The 16,950-nt window shown below is 60.1% G+C and carries 18 protein-coding genes; 6 read left to right on the top strand and 12 right to left on the bottom strand.

The features are described 5' to 3' along the window. Nucleotides 1-265, top strand: a 265-nt coding sequence (locus ACFFAR_RS07270; RefSeq protein WP_174362527.1) for a MipA/OmpV family protein, incomplete at its 5' end; no start/stop codon positions are given. 21 nt (nt 266-286) lie between these two features. On the opposite strand, the gene ACFFAR_RS07265 is transcribed toward ACFFAR_RS07270, so the two are convergent. Together ACFFAR_RS07265 and ACFFAR_RS07260 are read right to left on the bottom strand one after the other, a co-directional pair. After that, the gene (locus tag ACFFAR_RS07265; RefSeq protein ID WP_174362526.1) at nt 287-1,543 is read right to left on the bottom strand and encodes an MFS transporter; all 1,257 of its coding nucleotides are present in this window, start codon (nt 1,541-1,543) and stop codon (nt 287-289) included. A 130-nt stretch (nt 1,544-1,673) separates the two neighbouring features. Further along, complete coding sequence (locus ACFFAR_RS07260; protein ID WP_174362525.1) at nt 1,674-2,273, bottom strand: H-NS family nucleoid-associated regulatory protein; 600 nt, start codon at nt 2,271-2,273, stop codon at nt 1,674-1,676. A 392-nt stretch (nt 2,274-2,665) separates the two neighbouring features. On the opposite strand from ACFFAR_RS07260, the gene ACFFAR_RS07255 reads away from it, so the two are divergent. Next, complete coding sequence (locus tag ACFFAR_RS07255) at nt 2,666-3,139, top strand: HU family DNA-binding protein (RefSeq protein ID WP_062003320.1); 474 nt, start codon at nt 2,666-2,668, stop codon at nt 3,137-3,139. A gap of 96 nt (nt 3,140-3,235) precedes the next feature. On the opposite strand, the gene ACFFAR_RS07250 is transcribed toward ACFFAR_RS07255, so the two are convergent. The 4 genes from ACFFAR_RS07250 to ACFFAR_RS07235 all read right to left on the bottom strand — a co-directional run bounded on the left by ACFFAR_RS07250 (nt 3,236) and on the right by ACFFAR_RS07235 (nt 7,569). Beyond that, complete coding sequence (locus ACFFAR_RS07250; RefSeq protein WP_062003319.1) at nt 3,236-3,658, bottom strand: phasin family protein; 423 nt, start codon at nt 3,656-3,658, stop codon at nt 3,236-3,238. Between the two features lie 551 nt (nt 3,659-4,209). Further along, nucleotides 4,210-4,425: a hypothetical protein gene (locus ACFFAR_RS07245; protein ID WP_236873465.1), complete on the bottom strand. Its 216-nt coding sequence runs from the start codon at nt 4,423-4,425 to the stop codon at nt 4,210-4,212. A 405-nt stretch (nt 4,426-4,830) separates the two neighbouring features. Next, on the bottom strand, nt 4,831-6,933 hold the full coding sequence (locus ACFFAR_RS07240) for an FUSC family protein (protein WP_174362524.1): 2,103 nt from the start codon (nt 6,931-6,933) through the stop codon (nt 4,831-4,833). Between the two features lie 27 nt (nt 6,934-6,960). Further along, nucleotides 6,961-7,569 (bottom strand): helix-turn-helix domain-containing protein, encoded by a 609-nt coding sequence (locus ACFFAR_RS07235; protein WP_174362523.1) that lies wholly within the window; start codon nt 7,567-7,569, stop codon nt 6,961-6,963. Nucleotides 7,570-7,837: 268 nt separating this feature from the next. Between ACFFAR_RS07235 and ACFFAR_RS07230 the strand changes: the two genes are divergently transcribed. Further along, the gene (locus ACFFAR_RS07230; RefSeq protein WP_174362522.1) at nt 7,838-9,010 is read left to right on the top strand and encodes an FAD-dependent oxidoreductase; all 1,173 of its coding nucleotides are present in this window, start codon (nt 7,838-7,840) and stop codon (nt 9,008-9,010) included. 90 nt (nt 9,011-9,100) lie between these two features. Here the strand turns inward: ACFFAR_RS07230 and ACFFAR_RS07225 are convergent, their stop codons facing one another. Further along, the gene (locus tag ACFFAR_RS07225; RefSeq protein ID WP_174362521.1) at nt 9,101-9,934 is read right to left on the bottom strand and encodes a helix-turn-helix domain-containing protein; all 834 of its coding nucleotides are present in this window, start codon (nt 9,932-9,934) and stop codon (nt 9,101-9,103) included. Between the two features lie 99 nt (nt 9,935-10,033). Continuing rightward, the gene (locus tag ACFFAR_RS07220; protein WP_231941619.1) at nt 10,034-10,480 is read right to left on the bottom strand and encodes a DUF2000 domain-containing protein; all 447 of its coding nucleotides are present in this window, start codon (nt 10,478-10,480) and stop codon (nt 10,034-10,036) included. Between the two features lie 5 nt (nt 10,481-10,485). On the opposite strand from ACFFAR_RS07220, the gene ACFFAR_RS07215 reads away from it, so the two are divergent. Beyond that, a complete protein-coding gene (locus tag ACFFAR_RS07215) occupies nt 10,486-10,809 on the top strand; it encodes a hypothetical protein (RefSeq protein ID WP_174362520.1) in 324 nt (107 codons plus the stop codon). Nucleotides 10,810-10,982: 173 nt separating this feature from the next. Beyond that, entirely contained in the window at nt 10,983-12,284 is a 1,302-nt protein-coding gene (locus ACFFAR_RS07210) for an MFS transporter (RefSeq protein ID WP_174362519.1), read from the top strand. Nucleotides 12,285-12,287: 3 nt separating this feature from the next. Here the strand turns inward: ACFFAR_RS07210 and ACFFAR_RS07205 are convergent, their stop codons facing one another. The 4 genes from ACFFAR_RS07205 to ACFFAR_RS07190 form a co-directional block, all read right to left on the bottom strand. Continuing rightward, nucleotides 12,288-12,464 carry a hypothetical protein gene (locus tag ACFFAR_RS07205; protein WP_162916083.1) on the bottom strand — a complete coding sequence of 59 codons (177 nt, stop codon included), beginning with the start codon at nt 12,462-12,464 and terminating at the stop codon, nt 12,288-12,290. 33 nt (nt 12,465-12,497) lie between these two features. Beyond that, on the bottom strand, nt 12,498-13,082 hold the full coding sequence (locus ACFFAR_RS07200) for a glycosyl transferase (protein ID WP_174362518.1): 585 nt from the start codon (nt 13,080-13,082) through the stop codon (nt 12,498-12,500). A 113-nt stretch (nt 13,083-13,195) separates the two neighbouring features. After that, on the bottom strand, nt 13,196-15,487 hold the full coding sequence (locus tag ACFFAR_RS07195; protein ID WP_375507695.1) for an FdhF/YdeP family oxidoreductase: 2,292 nt from the start codon (nt 15,485-15,487) through the stop codon (nt 13,196-13,198). 189 nt (nt 15,488-15,676) lie between these two features. Further along, the gene (locus ACFFAR_RS07190; RefSeq protein ID WP_075358204.1) at nt 15,677-16,174 is read right to left on the bottom strand and encodes a hypothetical protein; all 498 of its coding nucleotides are present in this window, start codon (nt 16,172-16,174) and stop codon (nt 15,677-15,679) included. Between the two features lie 320 nt (nt 16,175-16,494). On the opposite strand from ACFFAR_RS07190, the gene ACFFAR_RS07185 reads away from it, so the two are divergent. Then, on the top strand, nt 16,495-16,950 hold a 456-nt coding region (locus ACFFAR_RS07185; RefSeq protein ID WP_375507694.1), incomplete at its 3' end, for a glycosyltransferase.

Raw genomic sequence — 16,950 nt, 5'->3', positions numbered from 1 at the left:
CCAGGGCTTCAACCAGGTCTACTTCGGTGTCACACAGGAAGATTCGGCGCGCAGCGGGCTGCCCGCGTTCAGTCCTTCAGGCGGACTGGAACAGATGACAGGATGGCTCGCTGCAATCTATCAATTCGACAAACACTGGTTCGGCGGCGCGATGATCTATTGCCAGCGAATCTCGGGTTCGGCGGCGGACAGTCCTATCGTGACGCAGCGTGGCAATCGCAATCAGATCACGTATGGCGCAGGCGTCGCTTATGCATTCAAATGAGCATTCAAATAATGCACTGGTTCATTCGAGTTCCACGCCCTTCAGCTCGGGAATGAGAAAAACCGTCGCCAGCATATCGAGCACGTATATGCCCGCGAGCGATGCAATCGCGACTTGCAGCGAATACGACGCAGCCAGTCCGCCCACGATGATCGGCCCGAATCCGCCGACCGCCCGTCCGATATTGAACAATACGTTCTGCGCTGTCGCACGAGCCGCGGTCGGATAGGCCTCGGAGATCAGCGCCCCGTAGCCGCCGATCATCCCGTTGATGAAGAGTCCCATCACTGCACCGGCCCAGAGCATGGCGCCCGGCGTGGATAACGTCGAATAGAAGATGACCATCACGACGGAACCCGCCTGGAAGAGGAGGAAGGTCGGCTTGCGGCCAATGCGGTCAGCAAGTTGGCCGAAGAGATAAACGCCGATCATCATTCCGACAATGGTCACCGAGGTCCACAACGCCGACTTGGTCAGGCCGAAGCCGAGCGTCTTTCCAAGGTAGGTCGGCAGCCAGATCATGATGCCGTAGTAGCCGAAGTTCTGGACAGAACACAGGATCACTATTCCGATGCTCGCGCGCGTCGTGTCGGCATCCGCGACAAGCAGTCTGAAAGCGTTGGCGCGGCGCTCGGGTTTCATCGCACTTCGCACGAATACCTCAGGCTCATGCAGTGAGTTCCTGACCATCCACGCGATGACCGCCGGCGCCACGCCAAGCAGGAACATGCCGCGCCAGCCAATATGCGGCAGCAGCAGCGGCGTCAGCAAGGACGCGGCGAGGACGCCTGTCTGCCATCCCAGCGCAACGTAGGACGACGCCCGCGCACGATACTTCGCGGGCCATGCCTCGGCCGCCAATGCCATGCCAATACCAAACTCGCCGCCGAGCCCGATCCCCGCGATGGTCCGGTACGCAAGCAGATCCCAGAAGCCCGTTGCAAACGCGCACAGTCCTGTGAAGACCGCGAACAGCACGATGGTCCACGTCAGCACGCGAATCCGGCCATAGCGGTCGCTCAGCGAGCCGAACACAATACCGCCCGCGACCGCGCCGATCAGCGTCCACGTCACCAGTGCGCCGGATTGCTGCGTGCTCAGATGCAATTCCAGCGCGATGGCGGGCAGCATGAAGCCGAGGATGAGCAGATCGAAGCCGTCCATCGCGTAGCCGGTTGCCGAGGCGATGAGCGCCTTCCACGCGTTTTTATCGGCGGTAAGTTTGGTGCTCGGCGCTGTCGGCACGCTGCTTCCGGATGCCTTTGCGTCGGCTTCCATATAAGCTCCAGTGGGGATGCGTTTTGAATTTGAAAGCGTCGCGTGCAGCTGAGAGTCGAGCGAGCAAGCATTCGATGCTGGACCAACCGACGGGGGCTGGTGCCCCCGATCGCCTGCCGTGCAGACTTGCTTAGCTCGTTGTCTGGCTCTCGGCCACGGCTTCTGCCGCGCGTTTGCGCGCTGCTTTTTTCGCCGGCGCGGTTTTCTTCAATGCTACGGCTTTTTTCGCGACGCCTTTCTTTGCTGCCGCTTTCCTGGCCGCTTTCTTCGCCGCTTTCTTCGCTGTTGCGCCGCTCGTGGCAGAAGACTTTGCCTTGGCGTTCTTGCGTGCCGCGCCCGGTTGCGTGACCTTGGCATCTGCCGCAGCAGCGCCTTCCGCAATCAGGAACTTCGAACGGTCCTTGACCTGGGCAATCCATGCGGGTGCACGCCCGTGTCCGGTCCAGGTTGCGCCGGTCTTCGGATGAAGATACTTGGCCGCGCCCTTGCCCGGCAGACTGCCTGCCGTCTTCCGCCTTGTTTTCAAGGGTGTTTTCGCCGCGCTGCCTTTGGCCGCTTTTGCATTGCGCAGGGCCTTTGCTTTCTTCTCGATGTCCTCGGTTGTCAGGCCGTGCTCAAGCATGATGTTTCGAATCTGATCGACTGCCGCTTGCATCTTTTTTGCAATCAACGCGTCAGCCTGAACCTGTAGCTTCGTTATTTTGACGCGAAGCTGTTCGATTGTAGGCATTGGGACCTCCTGTAATGGATGTGGCCGCACTATGCCATGAGCGCCTGATTTGCAAAAGTGCCGATGAAGTGGAGGCACGCGAGAGGCACCATTTTGTATCGATACGAAGTCTTCAAAAGCGACTTGAGAGAAGAGCTAAAGACAGCGGCCAAAGAACGTCATGGGTGCTCTTGAACAAGGTTTTTCCATATCCAAGTCAATGAAGTGAGGTACAGGTACCCGGATTCGTGACTTTCATGCAAAAAACCCTTTAATTTATGGTCTGAGATGTTGCGTCTTGAAGGCGGTGTTGTTACGCTGGCGCCCAACCCGAGGATTTGTACCTTTGCGTTAGTCGGTGACGGCGCAAAGGCAAAGGTCTTGGGCAACTTTTGACTATAAGCGAGGCACTCATGGCAACAACCACCACGAAGAAAACCGCAGCTCCGGCATCGAAGAAAGCAGCAGCGCCGGCGACCAAGAAAGTGACGGCCGCAAGCAAGAAAGCAGCGCCGGTAGCAAAGAAGGCAGCAGCGCCTGCAGCCAAGAAAGCAGTTGTGGCCACGCCGCTGAAACCCATCAAGGACTCGTTCACCAAGGCGTCGCTGACTGTTCATCTGGCAGAACGCTCGGGCGTCGAGCCGAAGGCAGCGAAGGCATTGCTCGCGGCACTCGAAGAAACGCTGCTCGCATCGATTCACAAGAAAGGTGCCAAGGAGTTCACGCTGCCGGGCTTGCTGAAGGTCGTTGCGCAAGACGTGCCGGCGAAGAAGAAGCGCTTTGGCAAGGACCCGTTCACGGGTGAAGACAAGTGGTTTGCGGCGAAACCGGCATCGGTGCGCCTGAAGGTGCGCCCGCTGAAGAAGCTGAAGGACGCAGCACTGTAATCGAAGCACGGCAGTTGAGTCTTCAGAAGTAAGAACGCCCCTCGCGATGAAAATCCGAGGGGCGTTTTTTATTGTCAGCCTGGAAGATGATGCAGGCTATTTCGACTGCTCCATCGATGACTTCAGTTCCTTTGCCGCCTCTTCAATCCGCTTTGTCACGATCGCGTACGCTTCGGTCTGTGCCTGCTGCGTTTTCTGCGCGATATCCTGCATGTCGGCAAGCGCCTGATGCAGCGCCTTTTGTACGACCTCGGTCGGATTGGCTGCGGCTTTCGCCGGCGACGTAGCGAACTCCTGCGCGATGGTCTGGAAATCGCCTAGCGCCCGGCGAAGGATTTCGAGCTGTTTGTCGCGTAGCGCTTCCATGCCGCCAAATGCGACGCGATTCGCGGCCGCCAGCGCTTCGACGTCCTTGCGGCGGGCATCGAGGATTGCCTGGACATCGAATCCGGGAAGCTTGTATTGCTGGAACATTGCGGCAAACTGACTAAACGGGTCGGCGTACTCGGGCTTTGCCATGTGCGTCTCCAATAGGTTTATTAGCGTTCGAAAAACGCCGGCGCTACTGCGTGTACCACCTTCCGCGCCCAACGCTCATTCGATATTACAGCGGAACTGCCGTTACCGAATCCGAGGGAAAACGCGCGGGAGTTTCGCGCACATGCGCGACGCACTGTAATTTAAAGAGACAATTACCCGGGAACGTAGCGCGTTTGAGTGGCTCATAAGAATGAAGGGACGTTGCGTGTCCCGGCGCACGAGTGGAGTGAATGATGAAAGTCGCAGCGAAGATTTTTATATCTGTGCTGATTGCGGGCACGTCGGCGGGGGTTCATGCGCAGGCAAGCGCGGCTCCGGGCGATGCCGCAAACTCATCGCTCACACGCAGTTCCGCTCCTACGGGAAATGCCGCCGGTAATGATCCTCAAACGAGCACGGGCTTGAGCAAGGGAACAGACGGCGTTATCAGCAGCATGAGAGCCAACGGCACGCGGACCACTGAAAGTCCTCTTGTCAGGGCGCCGAACAGAACCGGGACCATGCCCCGCACGCGTTGATCTCCCGCACGTTCACCTGAACACCAGCCCGCGAGCGCCGTCTCGCTGCAGTACGAAGTCCTGGATCACCATGGCGAGGTCTTTCTCGTTAGGACGCGTTCCCCAGGTGCTGTACCCCGCCACCGAAGCAATCACGAACCACGAGTGGGGCGGGAACCATTCGGCGATCACACCGCCTTCGCCGATGATCCTCAGGCGCCCGGTATCCCGATGAAATTCCGCCGACATCGACACACCGTCAATGTCCCTGCTTGTCCGGACCGGTCTGCTTAGCATCATGCGCTCCCTGTTGCGGCGTGTTTTATGACATCGGTGATATGGAATGTTTGGATCAAGCGGATCCCGGGCTATCGTGTGCAGCGAGCGCGACAGTCCGGGCTTTTATTGAAGGCGTTGAATCATTCGCACGATGAAAACCGTGCGGCGGCAAAACGGCGCGGTGAGGCCGCACCAAAATTTACCCAAGCGGCTTGTGATTCCGGATGCGCGGCGAGGACCGCGCATGACTGAAACATAAGTCGACGATATCCGGCAGGCAATCCCTCTTTTAGGAGGGCATCGACTAATAGGGTATTGAGTCAGTATTGAGTCAGATAAGACAATAGATCGACGGACAGGCAGGCCGCAATGCACTTAAATGCGGCCTGCCTCGCGAAGCAAACGTCGAAGCAACATGACCTGGTTGACGGCATCGGCTTCGAGCAATGACAAGCCGTCCTTCGAGAAGACCTCTTCGGGATGATGCTGCGGGTCGCCGGCGAGCCCCGACTCGATGCTCTGCCCAACGCACGTGATCCATTCTGCAAGCGGCGCGTTTGCGGCGAACCCTGCGCCGAACGAGCGTGCGCGTGTCGCCGTTCCCGCCACCCGGCGCAGCAGCGCGAGCGCAGTGGAGCCGGTGCGGTCCTCGCTGGATGTATCGAGCTTCTCGAGCCGTAGACGTGCGAGCACTTCCTCCGCGTTGTTGCTTGCAAGACCCGCGGCGCGTCTTAACCGCTCGAGCTCGAGTTCATCGCGTTTCGATCTTCCGAGCGACTCGGCAAGATAAGCGAAGTTGGCCGCGATCGCCTCGATCAATCGTTGATTGAAGCGGGCCGGTTCACGGCTTGGCCATAGCAGGAAAGTCGCGAGCAATGCAACGACACAACCAAACACGTTGTTCGAAAGCCGCGTGATGGCATAGCCAATTTCAGCACCGCCGGGCGCCGCGAAGTCCGCGACGAGCACGAACGTCGGCGTGATGAAAAGCACAAAAAGGCTGTAGCTCACGGGTCTGAGCGCCATGGTCGCGCACACGAGCGGGAACACGACCAGCGAAATCGCCACGGGCGAATGAACGGCGAGACCGATCGCGGCGGCAAGCAAGCCGCCGACAATGCTCCCCGCCGCGCGCTCGATGCTGCGCGGCCAGCTCGTTGCAATGGACGGCTGCAGGATCAGCAGCGTGGCCATGGTCGCCCAGTATCCGAACGGCAGGTGGAGCAGGCGCACCGTGATGAACACGATGGTCGCCGCCACCGCAACACGCGCCGCATGCCGCGCGCCGATGGAATCGGTCGACGCATTCGCCTTCAACGTTTCGACGCCACGTTTCAGAGTCGTTACCGCGGCGTTCCACCAAGCATCCTGCACGATCGGAGCGGGTTCGAGCTCGCTGAAATCGACATCGAATCGAAGTGCGATCTTTTCGCCCAGCGCGGTTTCCAGTTGCTGCGCAAGCGAGTGAAGCCGGTCGCGCTGATGCCAAGTCGGTTCCCAGGGTTGATCGGCGAGGGCGCGCGACAGTCTTGACAGTACTTCAGCAAAGGCCTCCAGAGCACGCGCCGCACGCTTCGAATTGGGCAGCCTATGATGACCGCGCTCGCAGGCATCGGTGACGGCAATCAAATACGCGAAGATCTGCTCGCTGTCGGCGAGTGCGAGAAGCAGGTTGTTGTAGGTGTCGCGCCGGTCTGCCTTCGCCGATGGAACCCGCGCCAACGCCTTGCGTGTCGTCTCGATCGCGGCTCGCGCCTGCCCCCGATACCGCGACGCATGCGACGCCCACTCCTGGAATCCGGCGCGCTCGCGCTTGAGCAGGCGGGCGCTGTCGCTGGCGATATCGGCGAGTCGCGCGTAGGTCGAGCGCATGGCGGCGCGGCTCGACCCGAACGGATGAATGCGCCAGACGGTGAAGCTGAGTGCAGTCGCGAACAGGCATCCGGCAGCATATAACGCGAGAAATCTGAAGCTTTCGAATGAGCCGTGAATGGGACGATCGACCATCACCACGCACGCCGTTGCGGCAAGAATGCCGACTTGCGCCGATGCCGATCCCCAGATCCGCGCCAACGCGCCGAGTCCTGAAAACACAAAAACAGCAACAGCCGCGGCGACAATATTCGATCCCGACGCGTAGGCCGTCAGCCCTCCGCACACGGTGGATAACAACGCGAAGGCGCTCATGGATGCAAAGCGCATCCGGTTCGATCCGGCCGCGTCCGCGAGGCAGGTCCAGAACGCGCCGATTGCTGCCCACGAAAACTCCGGCATGTGCAGCAGGTTGCCGAGCAGCAGCATGACCGTCGATGCAAACGCGGCGCGCAAGCCTTCCGACAAATCCGCCTGGCTGACCGCGAACGACACCATCCACACGGGACGATTCCGCGCAACGGAGTCGAGCAAGCCGGATGCCGCCTTGCCGTGGCGTCCCGCTACTTTTCTTGATTCGCGATGAAGATCTCGCAGGCGCGACATAAGCTCGATGGACGTCCGTGTGTTGCGCTACGTTGAGGGACCGCGTTGTTTCTCGTTGATGATCCACAGCACTTCGGCGTCTTCCTGACTCGTCGATACCGCCGCGTGCCCCGTGCGGCTATCGAAGTAGATGCTGTCGCCGGCTTCCAGATGTGTCGGCGCGTAGAGCTCGGAGTAAAGGCAGACCGCGCCGCTCAGGACGAACAGGAACTCCTCGCCTTCATGCCGGCCCCATTCCTCGAATGCATCGAGTGAATGTGCGGTGATACGAATGCGAAACGGGTACATGGCCTTTTGCGCGAGTTCGGTCGCGAGCAGTTCCATTTCGTAGCAACCGGCCGTGTGGGGGCTTCCTTGCCCCTTGCGTGTCAGCGCACGGCGGCCTCCGGCATTGGCTTTGGCATTGGAGCCGAACAGCTCGACCAAGTCGATCTTCAGGCCATGGACGATCCTTTGCAGCACGTCGAAGGTCGGCGACATCAGCCCGTTTTCAACCTTCGATAAAGTCGAACGCGATACGCCGCACAAGCGGCTCGCGACTTCGAGCGTCAGCGTTTGCTGGAGACGCGCAGCTTTGACCCGGCGGCCAAGGTCTGTCGATGATTGCTCGGCTGGCCTCAAGAGATTCGTGTCCATGGATCGCGGGAAGAGAAGCGGATAGGCGTGACTGTTTCCGATAATACCATCGGCATAAATACGCTTTATTGGCGGGGCGAGAATGGGTCAAGTCGCACCTTGATACATATTGGTGCCAGGATTCTCGCAATATTGCCAACAAAAAAACCGCGTAGTATAGTTTCCGGGCTTACAAAAGTTTCCTATCGGAAACTAGCTTGAGAGCCGATCCGGCAGCCTTGCGGGTCGTCATTCCGTCCTACCCGTCTCGTTGCGTCTGGAGTCAGTCGTGAGTTCAAAAGTCGTTATTGTCGGCGGCGGGGTTATCGGCAGTTCGGTGGCCTATTTCCTGCGCGCGTCGGACCCGACCGTGTCCGTCACCGTCATTGAACGCGACACCACTTACGCCCGGTCTTCCTCGGCACTGTCTGCTGCCTCCATTCGACAGCAATTCTCCACGCCCTTGTCCGTGCAAATGTCCTTGTATGGGATCGAATTCTTGCGCGGGATCGGCGAGGTGCTCGAGATCGATGGCGAAAAACCGTGTATCGATCTGCATGAGGGCGGTTATCTCTTTCTCGCAACGCCGCCTGGCGAATCCACGCTGCGCGAGAACCACGCCATGCAAACGGGCCTGGGCGCCGATATTTCCCTGCTCGACAAGACATCGCTTGGCGCGAAGTTTCCATGGCTCAATACCGATGACCTGATTGCGGGCGCCTACGGCAATTCCGGCGAAGGCTGGTTCGACGGATATGGCCTCGTGCAAGCGCTGAAGAAGAAAGCGCAGGCGCTCGGCGCGCGTTATGTGTGTGCCGACGTTGCGCAAATGGAACTGGCGGGCAACCGCGTGATACGCGTAATCACGCAAAGCGGCGAGCGTTTCGATTGCGATACCGTTGTGAACGCCGGCGGTCCATGGGCGCGCAATATCGCCCTGATGATGGGTATCGACATACCTGTGCGTGCGCGCCGGCGCAGCATATTCAATGTGTCATCGCCGGCCCGGCTGAGCGCGTGTCCGCTGCTCATCGATCCGACCGGCGTCTACTTCCGCCCTGAAGGGAAAACGTATATTTGCGGTACGTCGCCGGACGCGAACAACGATCCGGACGACTTGCCGCTGGATCAGGTCGATCACGCCATCTTCGACGACGTCATCTGGCCGACGCTTGCGCATCGTGTGCCGGAATTCGAGGCGCTGCGTGTAGAGAATTGCTGGTCAGGTTACTACGAGTACAACGTACTCGATCAGAACGCGATCATTGGTTACCACCCGCAAATCGATAATTGCGTGTTTGCCAACGGCTTCAGCGGTCATGGTTTGCAGCAAGGCCCGGCGACCGGGCGCGGTGTCAGCGAACTGATTCTTGGCGGGGCATACAAGACGCTGGATCTGTCGTCGCTGGGCTGGACGCGCGTGATTGAAAACCGGCCTATCGTGGAGAAGAATGTCGTGTGACGTTCGCCGACCAGGAGAAGCACGTAACCTTTCCTTTGGTGAAAACCAATTGCGCCCGGCTCTATGCCGGGTTTTTTTCGTGCGATGGCGTTAAGAGAACGCGGCTTGATAGACCTTCGGCGTGACGCCAGTCTGCTGCTTGAACACACGCGTGAAATGCGACTGATCCGCGAAACCGGTTCGTGCGCCCACTTCGGCAATCGCCCGTCCGCCGCGCAAGAGCGGCATTGCGCTGCGCACGCGTTCTTGTTGAAGAAACGCATGCGGACTGAGGCCTGCTTCGCGGACAAAGGCGCGAAGCAGCACGAACGGGGTGACATCGAATTCTCTTGCAAGCGTCGATAAAGTCAGGCCCGCGTGCAGGTCATCACGCAAACGATCCTTGACCGCGCGCACGAGCGCGGGTTCGTTGCGCACGACGGGCAGATCGGCAGGACGACCCGCATGCCGCGCATACAAACCGGTGACGGCAGTGGCCAGCACTTCGCTGCGCTTGAACGCATCGTGGTCCACTTCCGAGCACCAGTTCACACCGTAGAGATGCTGCGACAGTTCGGTATCGGCGATGAAAGGGCTCGGCATGTCGAATCGCTCGCGCCGCGCAATGCCCAGACGCTCGCAATACGCGGCAAGCGCGCCCGGCTGCACATGCGCCACGCGCATTTTCCATTGACCGTCGCCGGCGGCGAGGCCTGCGTGGACCCGATCGGCGTCGATGACAATCACGTCGCCGCGGCGGCACAAACGACGCTGCTGCTGGACCTCGACCGCAAGCACACCGCCGGTGATGACGGCCAGGCAATGTGTATCGTGCGAATGGGGCGGATACCGGTGACCGACGAAACGGCCCTTGAGCATGACGGCGTCCATTACGTCGGGCGCGTGCCAGAGCTTGATCGATTTGGTAGGCGCGGTTGCGGTCATGGAGTGCGGCCCGTGGAAGCGGCGGAAAACATCATGATAAGTCCTGGCCTTCCGGGCTGCACGCGCTGAGGCAAGGCTTGCATGAGACTTACCGGAAGCTCACGCAAAGAGCGATAGCCCGCCCACGAGTTTGCCGACTTTTTTCTTCGGTCCGACGAGACCAACTGCGAGGTATTGCAGCGCTTCCCCCGGCAACGCATTGACGGCGCCCAGAAAGGCCGCGTAGTCGGTCGTGGTCTGGCCCTGCACGGGGAAGTCGACGACATCGCAGTTCGCAAGCGACTTCCGGCGAAGCGCGCTCAGTTGCTCGGCCGTGGCCTTGAGCACAGGAATGCCGATGGGGATGAGGCCCGGGTGAGCGGTTCCGTCGAGTTCGCGCAGCGGTTCACCAACCAGATGCTGATGCCGCTGGCCCAGCGTGAACGCCACCACTGCGGCGGCGTTCGAGGCCTTGCCGGGCGGCAACGCTTCGTCCACGACGATGACACACCGTTCGGGTTCGGCGGGCGTCTCGGCGCCGGCCGCGGCGATTGCTTCGTTTTGCACTAACAATGCTTTCTCCTGAGGAAGACGCGGAAAACACAATGCTAGGGAAACGCCTTGCAAATGTATTGGACGATTTTGCAACAGAAACGCTTTTAGCCGGCAGCCGACTTAATCGTTGTATGGGAGTTGGCGGTCGCGAGGTTTTCACGCGCCCACCGTATCTCGAAACAGGACGTCTGAAAGAAGTCCTCACCAACGCGCGATGTTCGCCCCTGCCTGTTTCCATCGTCTATGCGAGCGGACGGAACGCGAGCGCTGCAACTCAGGCGTTTGTGGAATGGATTGCGGCGAGCTTTGAAGAGAACGACTTCAATCCAAAGAACGTTTAGCTGGACGGCATAAACGCGTGCTGTTTCCGGTCGAGCAAGTTTGTTTATCGCGAACAATCCTTCAGATGCATTGAAAAAATCCTGCGCGCGTGTTTAAGTGCCCGCTGACGTCTTTTTTCGCGCTCGTGCAGAGCGACCAAAACGACGGTCCCTGGCCGCCAATGTGAATTTCAATGAACGCCGTCTTCAAGACTTTTCTCGCGCTGATCCGTCTTCCCGGTTATCCCGGCATTTCTCTCGCGATGTTTCTCTCGGGCATCGCGTCCTCGTTCGCCGTGCCTTACACATCGCTGTTCGGCGCGACCGAGGCGCACATGACGCCGGTGCGCCTCGGCATCTTCATGACGCTGACGGCCGTCAGCAGTGTGGTGGTCAGCGCCTATCTCGGGCGCATTGCCGACCGGCGCAGCGATAAGAAACGCATCGTCCTGCTATCGATCGCCGGGTCGGCGCTCGGCTACGCGCTGCTCTGCGTAACGCGCAACTACATCTTGCTGACCATTTTCGGTTGCGTGTTCCTGAGCATCGGCGCTGCGGTGTTTCCGCAACTCTTCACGTTCAGCAAGGCGCGACTGCACGCAGAAGGCATCAAAGACACCGAATTGCCGATGGCTACGCTGCGCACGACGCTTTCCTGCGCGTGGGTGTTCGGGCCGGCGGCCGGTGCGATCGTGCTCGGTGTATCCGGGTTCAACGGGTTGTTTTTATCGGCGGCGGGCGCGTTTGCGGTGGCCGGCGTGATCGTGTTGTTCATGCGCGAGCCGAAGGTGTACGACGCGCTCGAAGCAGGCGACAAAACCAGCAGCGAGATCCCGCAGCAAGGAAAGAACGCGCATGTGTACGCGGCGCTCGTGAGTTTCACGCTGATCGGAATGGGCTCGGCAATCGCGACGATCATGTTGCCGGTGCTGATCGTGGACCAGTTGCACGGCACGACTGCACATGTGGCGCAGATGGTCGGCCTCGGCGCGTTCGCCGAAATCCCGATGATGCTGATGCTCGGCGGCGCGTCCCGCCGGATCAACAAGTCAAACATGATCGCGTTTGCGTCGTTGTCACATATTGTTTATTTCGCCGGAATCGCGATGGCGCCCAACCTCTGGGTTCTCGTGCCGCTGCAGATCTTGAACGCGGTCGTGGTGGCGGTGACGTCGTGTCTCGGGATGTCGTATTTTCAGGAAATGATGCCCGGCGCTCTTGCCCGCGCGACCACGCTGTTTTTCAACACGATGCGTACCGGTTCCGTCATGGCTGGCGTGGCGTCGGGGTTCGTTGCGGCGACTTGGGGGTATCGCGCGGTGTTCGTGTTTTGCGTGATGCTGGCAACGACAGCGTCTGTCGTGCTGTTTATCTTCAACTATCAGCGGGGCGCGAAAGTGTTTATCGATCCTCTCGTCGAGCCCGCTGTTTTACCGGTCGCGCCTGGCACGGCGCTTGAGGTCGCCGATCACGCGCAATCGGCGACCAAGGTGTGACGCTCAGATCGGGTGACCATCCGGCGGCGCATCGGGCTGCTGCGGTTCCTCCGGCCGATGCCCCGGCGAAGGCGGCGACAACGGGTCCGCTTCCGGGTCGCGGTTCGGGTCGGCGAGGGGATCGGGGATCGGATTGGTCTGCATCCGGTAGCTGTGATGACTCAGTGTTTGCGTATTCATGGCTCGCCTCTTGGGGTCAATCGCGTTGAAAGTTCATGCTGCGTCTTTCAGCATAGGCGTATGCAGCGTGAAAGGCAGCCCGGGACGCGCGGAACCTTGCGTATGAAGTTCGGCAAGTGCCGCGCCGGCAATGGCTTCAGCGCGGCCGCCAAAACCCACGCGATGGATGTCAATTAAAGAAGTGCCGCGTTCATGCGCAATGCGCGCGACCGCGGATCCTTGTGCGCATTCGCTCAACACCAGCCTGGCATTGCCTATCAGGGCGGCCTGGGTCTCGGACGTCATCGCGCCGGCGAGATAAAGCGCGCCGGATTGCATCGCGCCCAGAACCGCACCGGTGCTTTCCGATTCCGACGCGTCGCCGATTATCGCGATTTGCCAGCCATCGGCGGCGAGGGTGTCGCTGATATCAGCCAATAGCTGGCCATTACTGGAGGCGCTCGTTTCGTCGTGCGGATCGATAAGAACCAGGCGGTCCGGTTCAATCCCATGAAACGCAAGCAGCGCCGCGTAGTCGTTCTCGGGATGCACGGCGGGTTCGAAAGCGCAGGCGCCCGAAGCGGAAAGCTCGGCACTCAAGGGTTCGTCGAACGTCGAAAAGGCGGAATCGGCGAGCATGGATCGGCTCCGGAACGTTGTTGCTTGCGATTGGAATTGCGCGAGGCACTGCACGCGCCGGGGAGCTTCCCGCACGGTTCATGCCTGTTTCTCAGTTCGATGCCGCCTCGGCGTCACGCCGCTGTTTTTTGCAGCCGTATCGGGATTGCCTTGGCCGCCGGAACCTTGCTGCGCTTTGCATGGTGCGACACAGGAATCAGCCGGTTGCACTCGGGGTAATAGCCCATGACGCAGCCGGCCGGGATGTCGTACGCATGAACCTGCAGGCCGCCAAGCTCGCGCAGCACGTCGTCCTTGGCCACCGTGGTCGCTTTCACCGTGTCGTCTTCGGCAAGCCCGAGACGGATCATGTCGTCCTTGTTCATCAACAGGACATCGCGCGACTTGGTGATGCCGCGAAACCGGTCATCGAGCGCGTAGACCGTCGTGTTGAACTGGCTGTCGCCGCGCGTGGTCATCAGGCGCAGCGTGCGTTCCCCATCGAATTGCATATCGGGGTCCTCACCAAACCCTGCCGGCACGATGAAATTCGCCTTGCCCGTCTTGGTTTTCCATTCGCGTTTGGCTGCGGGAAGCGGCCGATGAAACCCGCCCGGCTGCGACATGCGCTCGTTGAATTCCTTGAACTGCTCGGGATACGTCCGCTCGATTGCGCTGCGCACGAGCCCGTAATCCGCCACCCACGCATCCCAGTCGATATTCGGATTCGGCGGCAGGATCGACTTCGCGAGCGCCGCAACAATAGCCGGTTCGGACAACAGATGTTTGCTCGCCGGCTCGACCATTCCCTTCGATGCATGAATGCACGCCGTGCTGTCTTCCACCGTGACGGTCTGTTCGCCGCTCGCCTGCTGGTCCACTTCGATGCGCCCGAGACACGGCAGCAAATAAGCCGCGCGCCCGTGCACGATATGGCTACGGTTCAATTTCGTCGCAATCTGCACGGTCAGCGGCAATTTCTTCCACGCCGGATCGAGCACGCCCTGGTCCGGAATCGCACGTGCGAAATTGCCGCCGAGTCCGATAAACGCATCGATACCGCCATCGCGCACCGCCTCGCAGGTATCGACGGTCGTGAGCCCCGTGTCCTTGGGCGGCTCGAACTGGTACAGCTCGGTGAGCTTGTCCATGGGCACGAGTTCGGGCTTTTCCGTAATGCCGACCGTGCGTTGTCCCTGCACGTTCGAGTGGCCGCGAATCGGGCAAATCCCGGCTCCCTTCTTACCGATATTGCCGCCGAGCAGCATCAGGTTGGTCAGCATCTGCACGGCCAGCACACCTTCCCGGTGCTGCGTGATCCCCATGCCGTACAGGATGATTACGGCTTTCGCGCGAGCATATTCGGTCGCGGCCGCCTCCAGCGCGGAGCGCGTCAACGCAGATTCCAGTTCGATGTCCTTCCAGTGCGCCGCACGCATCGCATCGGAGAATGCTTCAAACCCATGCGTATGTTCGGCGATGAAACCCGCGTCCAGCACGCGCGGTGTGTTCCCGGCGATGGCTTTGTCGTCGGCTTCGATCAGCGCTTTGCAGATTCCCGTGACCGCCGCGATGTCGCCGCCGATCTTCACTTGGTGATACTGCGTGCTGATGCAGGTTTGTTCATTGGAAAGCATCTCCTTCGGCGACTGCGGGTTGGCGAAACTCACCAGACCCCGCTCGCGCAGCGGATTGAACGTGATGATCTGCGCGTTGCGTTTGCGCGCTTCCTGCAGCGGATGAAGCATGCGCGGCGCATTCGTGCCAGTGTTGTGGCCGAAGAAGAACATGCAGTCGGTGTGCTCGAAGTCTTCGAGCGTCACGGTTCCAACCGGCACGCCGATGGTCTCGGGCAACGCCACCGAGGTACTTTCGTGGCACATGTTCGAGCTGTCCGGCAGGTTGTTGCAGCCGTATAGCCGCGCCATGAGCGCATACATATAGGAGGTTTCAAGCGATGCACGCCCTGACGCGTAGAACACCACGCGCTTCGGATCGTAGCCGCGCAGCTTCTCGCCGATTTCATCGAAAGCTTGCTGCCACGGGATTGCCAAGTAGCGATCGGTTTCGGCGTCGTAGCGCATGGGCTCGGTCAGCCGTCCTTGCGATTCGAGCTCCATGTCGCTCCACGCTTCGAGCGCGGCGAGCGTATGGTGATCGAAGAACTCGGGCGTGGCGCGCTTTGTCGTGATCTCCCATGCAGTGGCCTTCGCGCCGTTCTCGCAGAACTCGAAGAGATGCGGATCGGCGGGTTTTGCCCACGAGCAGCTCACGCACGCAAAGCCATCCGGTTTGTTCTGCTTGAAGAGAACGCGGGTGCCGTTGACGGCGACGTGCTCTTCAAGAAGTATCGATGAAACCGCTTTCACCGATCCCCAGCCGCCTGCGGGATGGTTGTACTGCTTGATGTTGGGCTGATTGCTCATGCTGAGACGCTCCGCGGATGGACAAGAAGCGAACGGCTCGAATGCGTTCGCTGGCGGAGTTTCATTCAGCAAGAAACAGGCTCAAGGCGTGGTCAGAAAAATGAAAGCCGCCGGCCCGGGCGTTCGGGGCGGCGGCTTTCAAATGTTCGAAGCTGAGTCGAGCGGCGTTTTCTTTACAAGTCGCCGATGTCAGGCTTCCTCAGTTTGCTGGCCTTCGGGTGCCGGTTTGAATGCGTCGGCGCGACGGCGGATCTCTTCCACTTCGACTGTCACGAACGTGCGGTTCTCGGCGGCCAGCGCGCTTTGGTATGACGCACCTTCCGGCACGCGATGCAGCAACGCGCGCATTTCGCCCTGCGTGGTCTGTTCGACCGGTTCGAAGTTGTAGAGACGCAGCATCAATTCAGCGCGCTCGTGCAGCAGGAACAGGCAGGCGGCGAACACCGCTACGGCGACCACTTCCTGCGCGCCGAAGCTGAAGTCGGCCGGGATCGGCGAGAACGGCATGGCCACTACGGCGATCAATCCTGCGAAAGCCAGCACAACCGTCGCGTACAGGAAAAATTTCGCGCGGCCGACGATCCGGTCGTGTTCTTTCCTGAGTTGCACGGCAGTACGCGGAATGAGCGCCGTGTGACCGTGTTTTTGTTCGCGTTGCTGGAGTGCTGAAAGCGGAAGCGCGGCCATGGAGTCGGTTGCCTCGAAGTTCGGTAAGTTTGTCGCCAGGAATTGGCGCTGTCACCGGGTTAACGCCAAGCTTTCAGGAAAGTTGACGCCGGTTACGTGTTGTTTCAGTCAGGTCTCGAATTGTTTCTGAGGCGAGGGCGGGAAGGCACTGTTTATCCGCACAGGTCGGATTGACTGGCGAGGGCAGTCCAGAGCCACGCAAAGCGCTGTTTCTGCACGTCTTTTCTTCATTGCGTCTTCGTGGGAATGCCCATTGCTGTGGGCTTTCAGCAACTGTCCGGAGCGTTCCGGATAACGAAAATGCGAACGGAGAGAAGAACATGATCGGCATCATTATTCCGGCTCATAACGAAGCGGCGCAGATCGGGGCATGTGTAACAGCAGCGAAACGGGCGGCGAGCCACCATCAATTGCTTGGCGAAGAGGTGCGCGTGATCGTCGTCGCCGACCATTGCTCGGATGACACGGCGGCAATCGCCGAGTCCCTCGGCGCCGACGTGCTTGCAGTGAACGCGCGCAATGTCGGCATTGCGCGTGGGGAGGGGGCGCGGCGTGCGTTGTCGCTGGGTGCAAGGTGGCTGGCTTTCACAGACGCCGACAGCGTCGTCGCCGATGACTGGCTCGTCCGCCAGCTCGACCTTTGCGCCGATGCGGTGTGCGGCGTCATCGCGATTCACGACTGGTCGCCGCATTTGTCGGCGGTGCGCGAACACTTCGCGCGGACTTATACCGATGCCGATGACCATCGGCATATCCATGGCGCGAACATGGGGGTA

Source organism: uncultured Caballeronia sp., from assembly GCF_964243625.1.
Taxonomy (GTDB): domain Bacteria; phylum Pseudomonadota; class Gammaproteobacteria; order Burkholderiales; family Burkholderiaceae; genus Caballeronia.
This window is presented reverse-complemented; position numbering and strand designations above follow the sequence as displayed.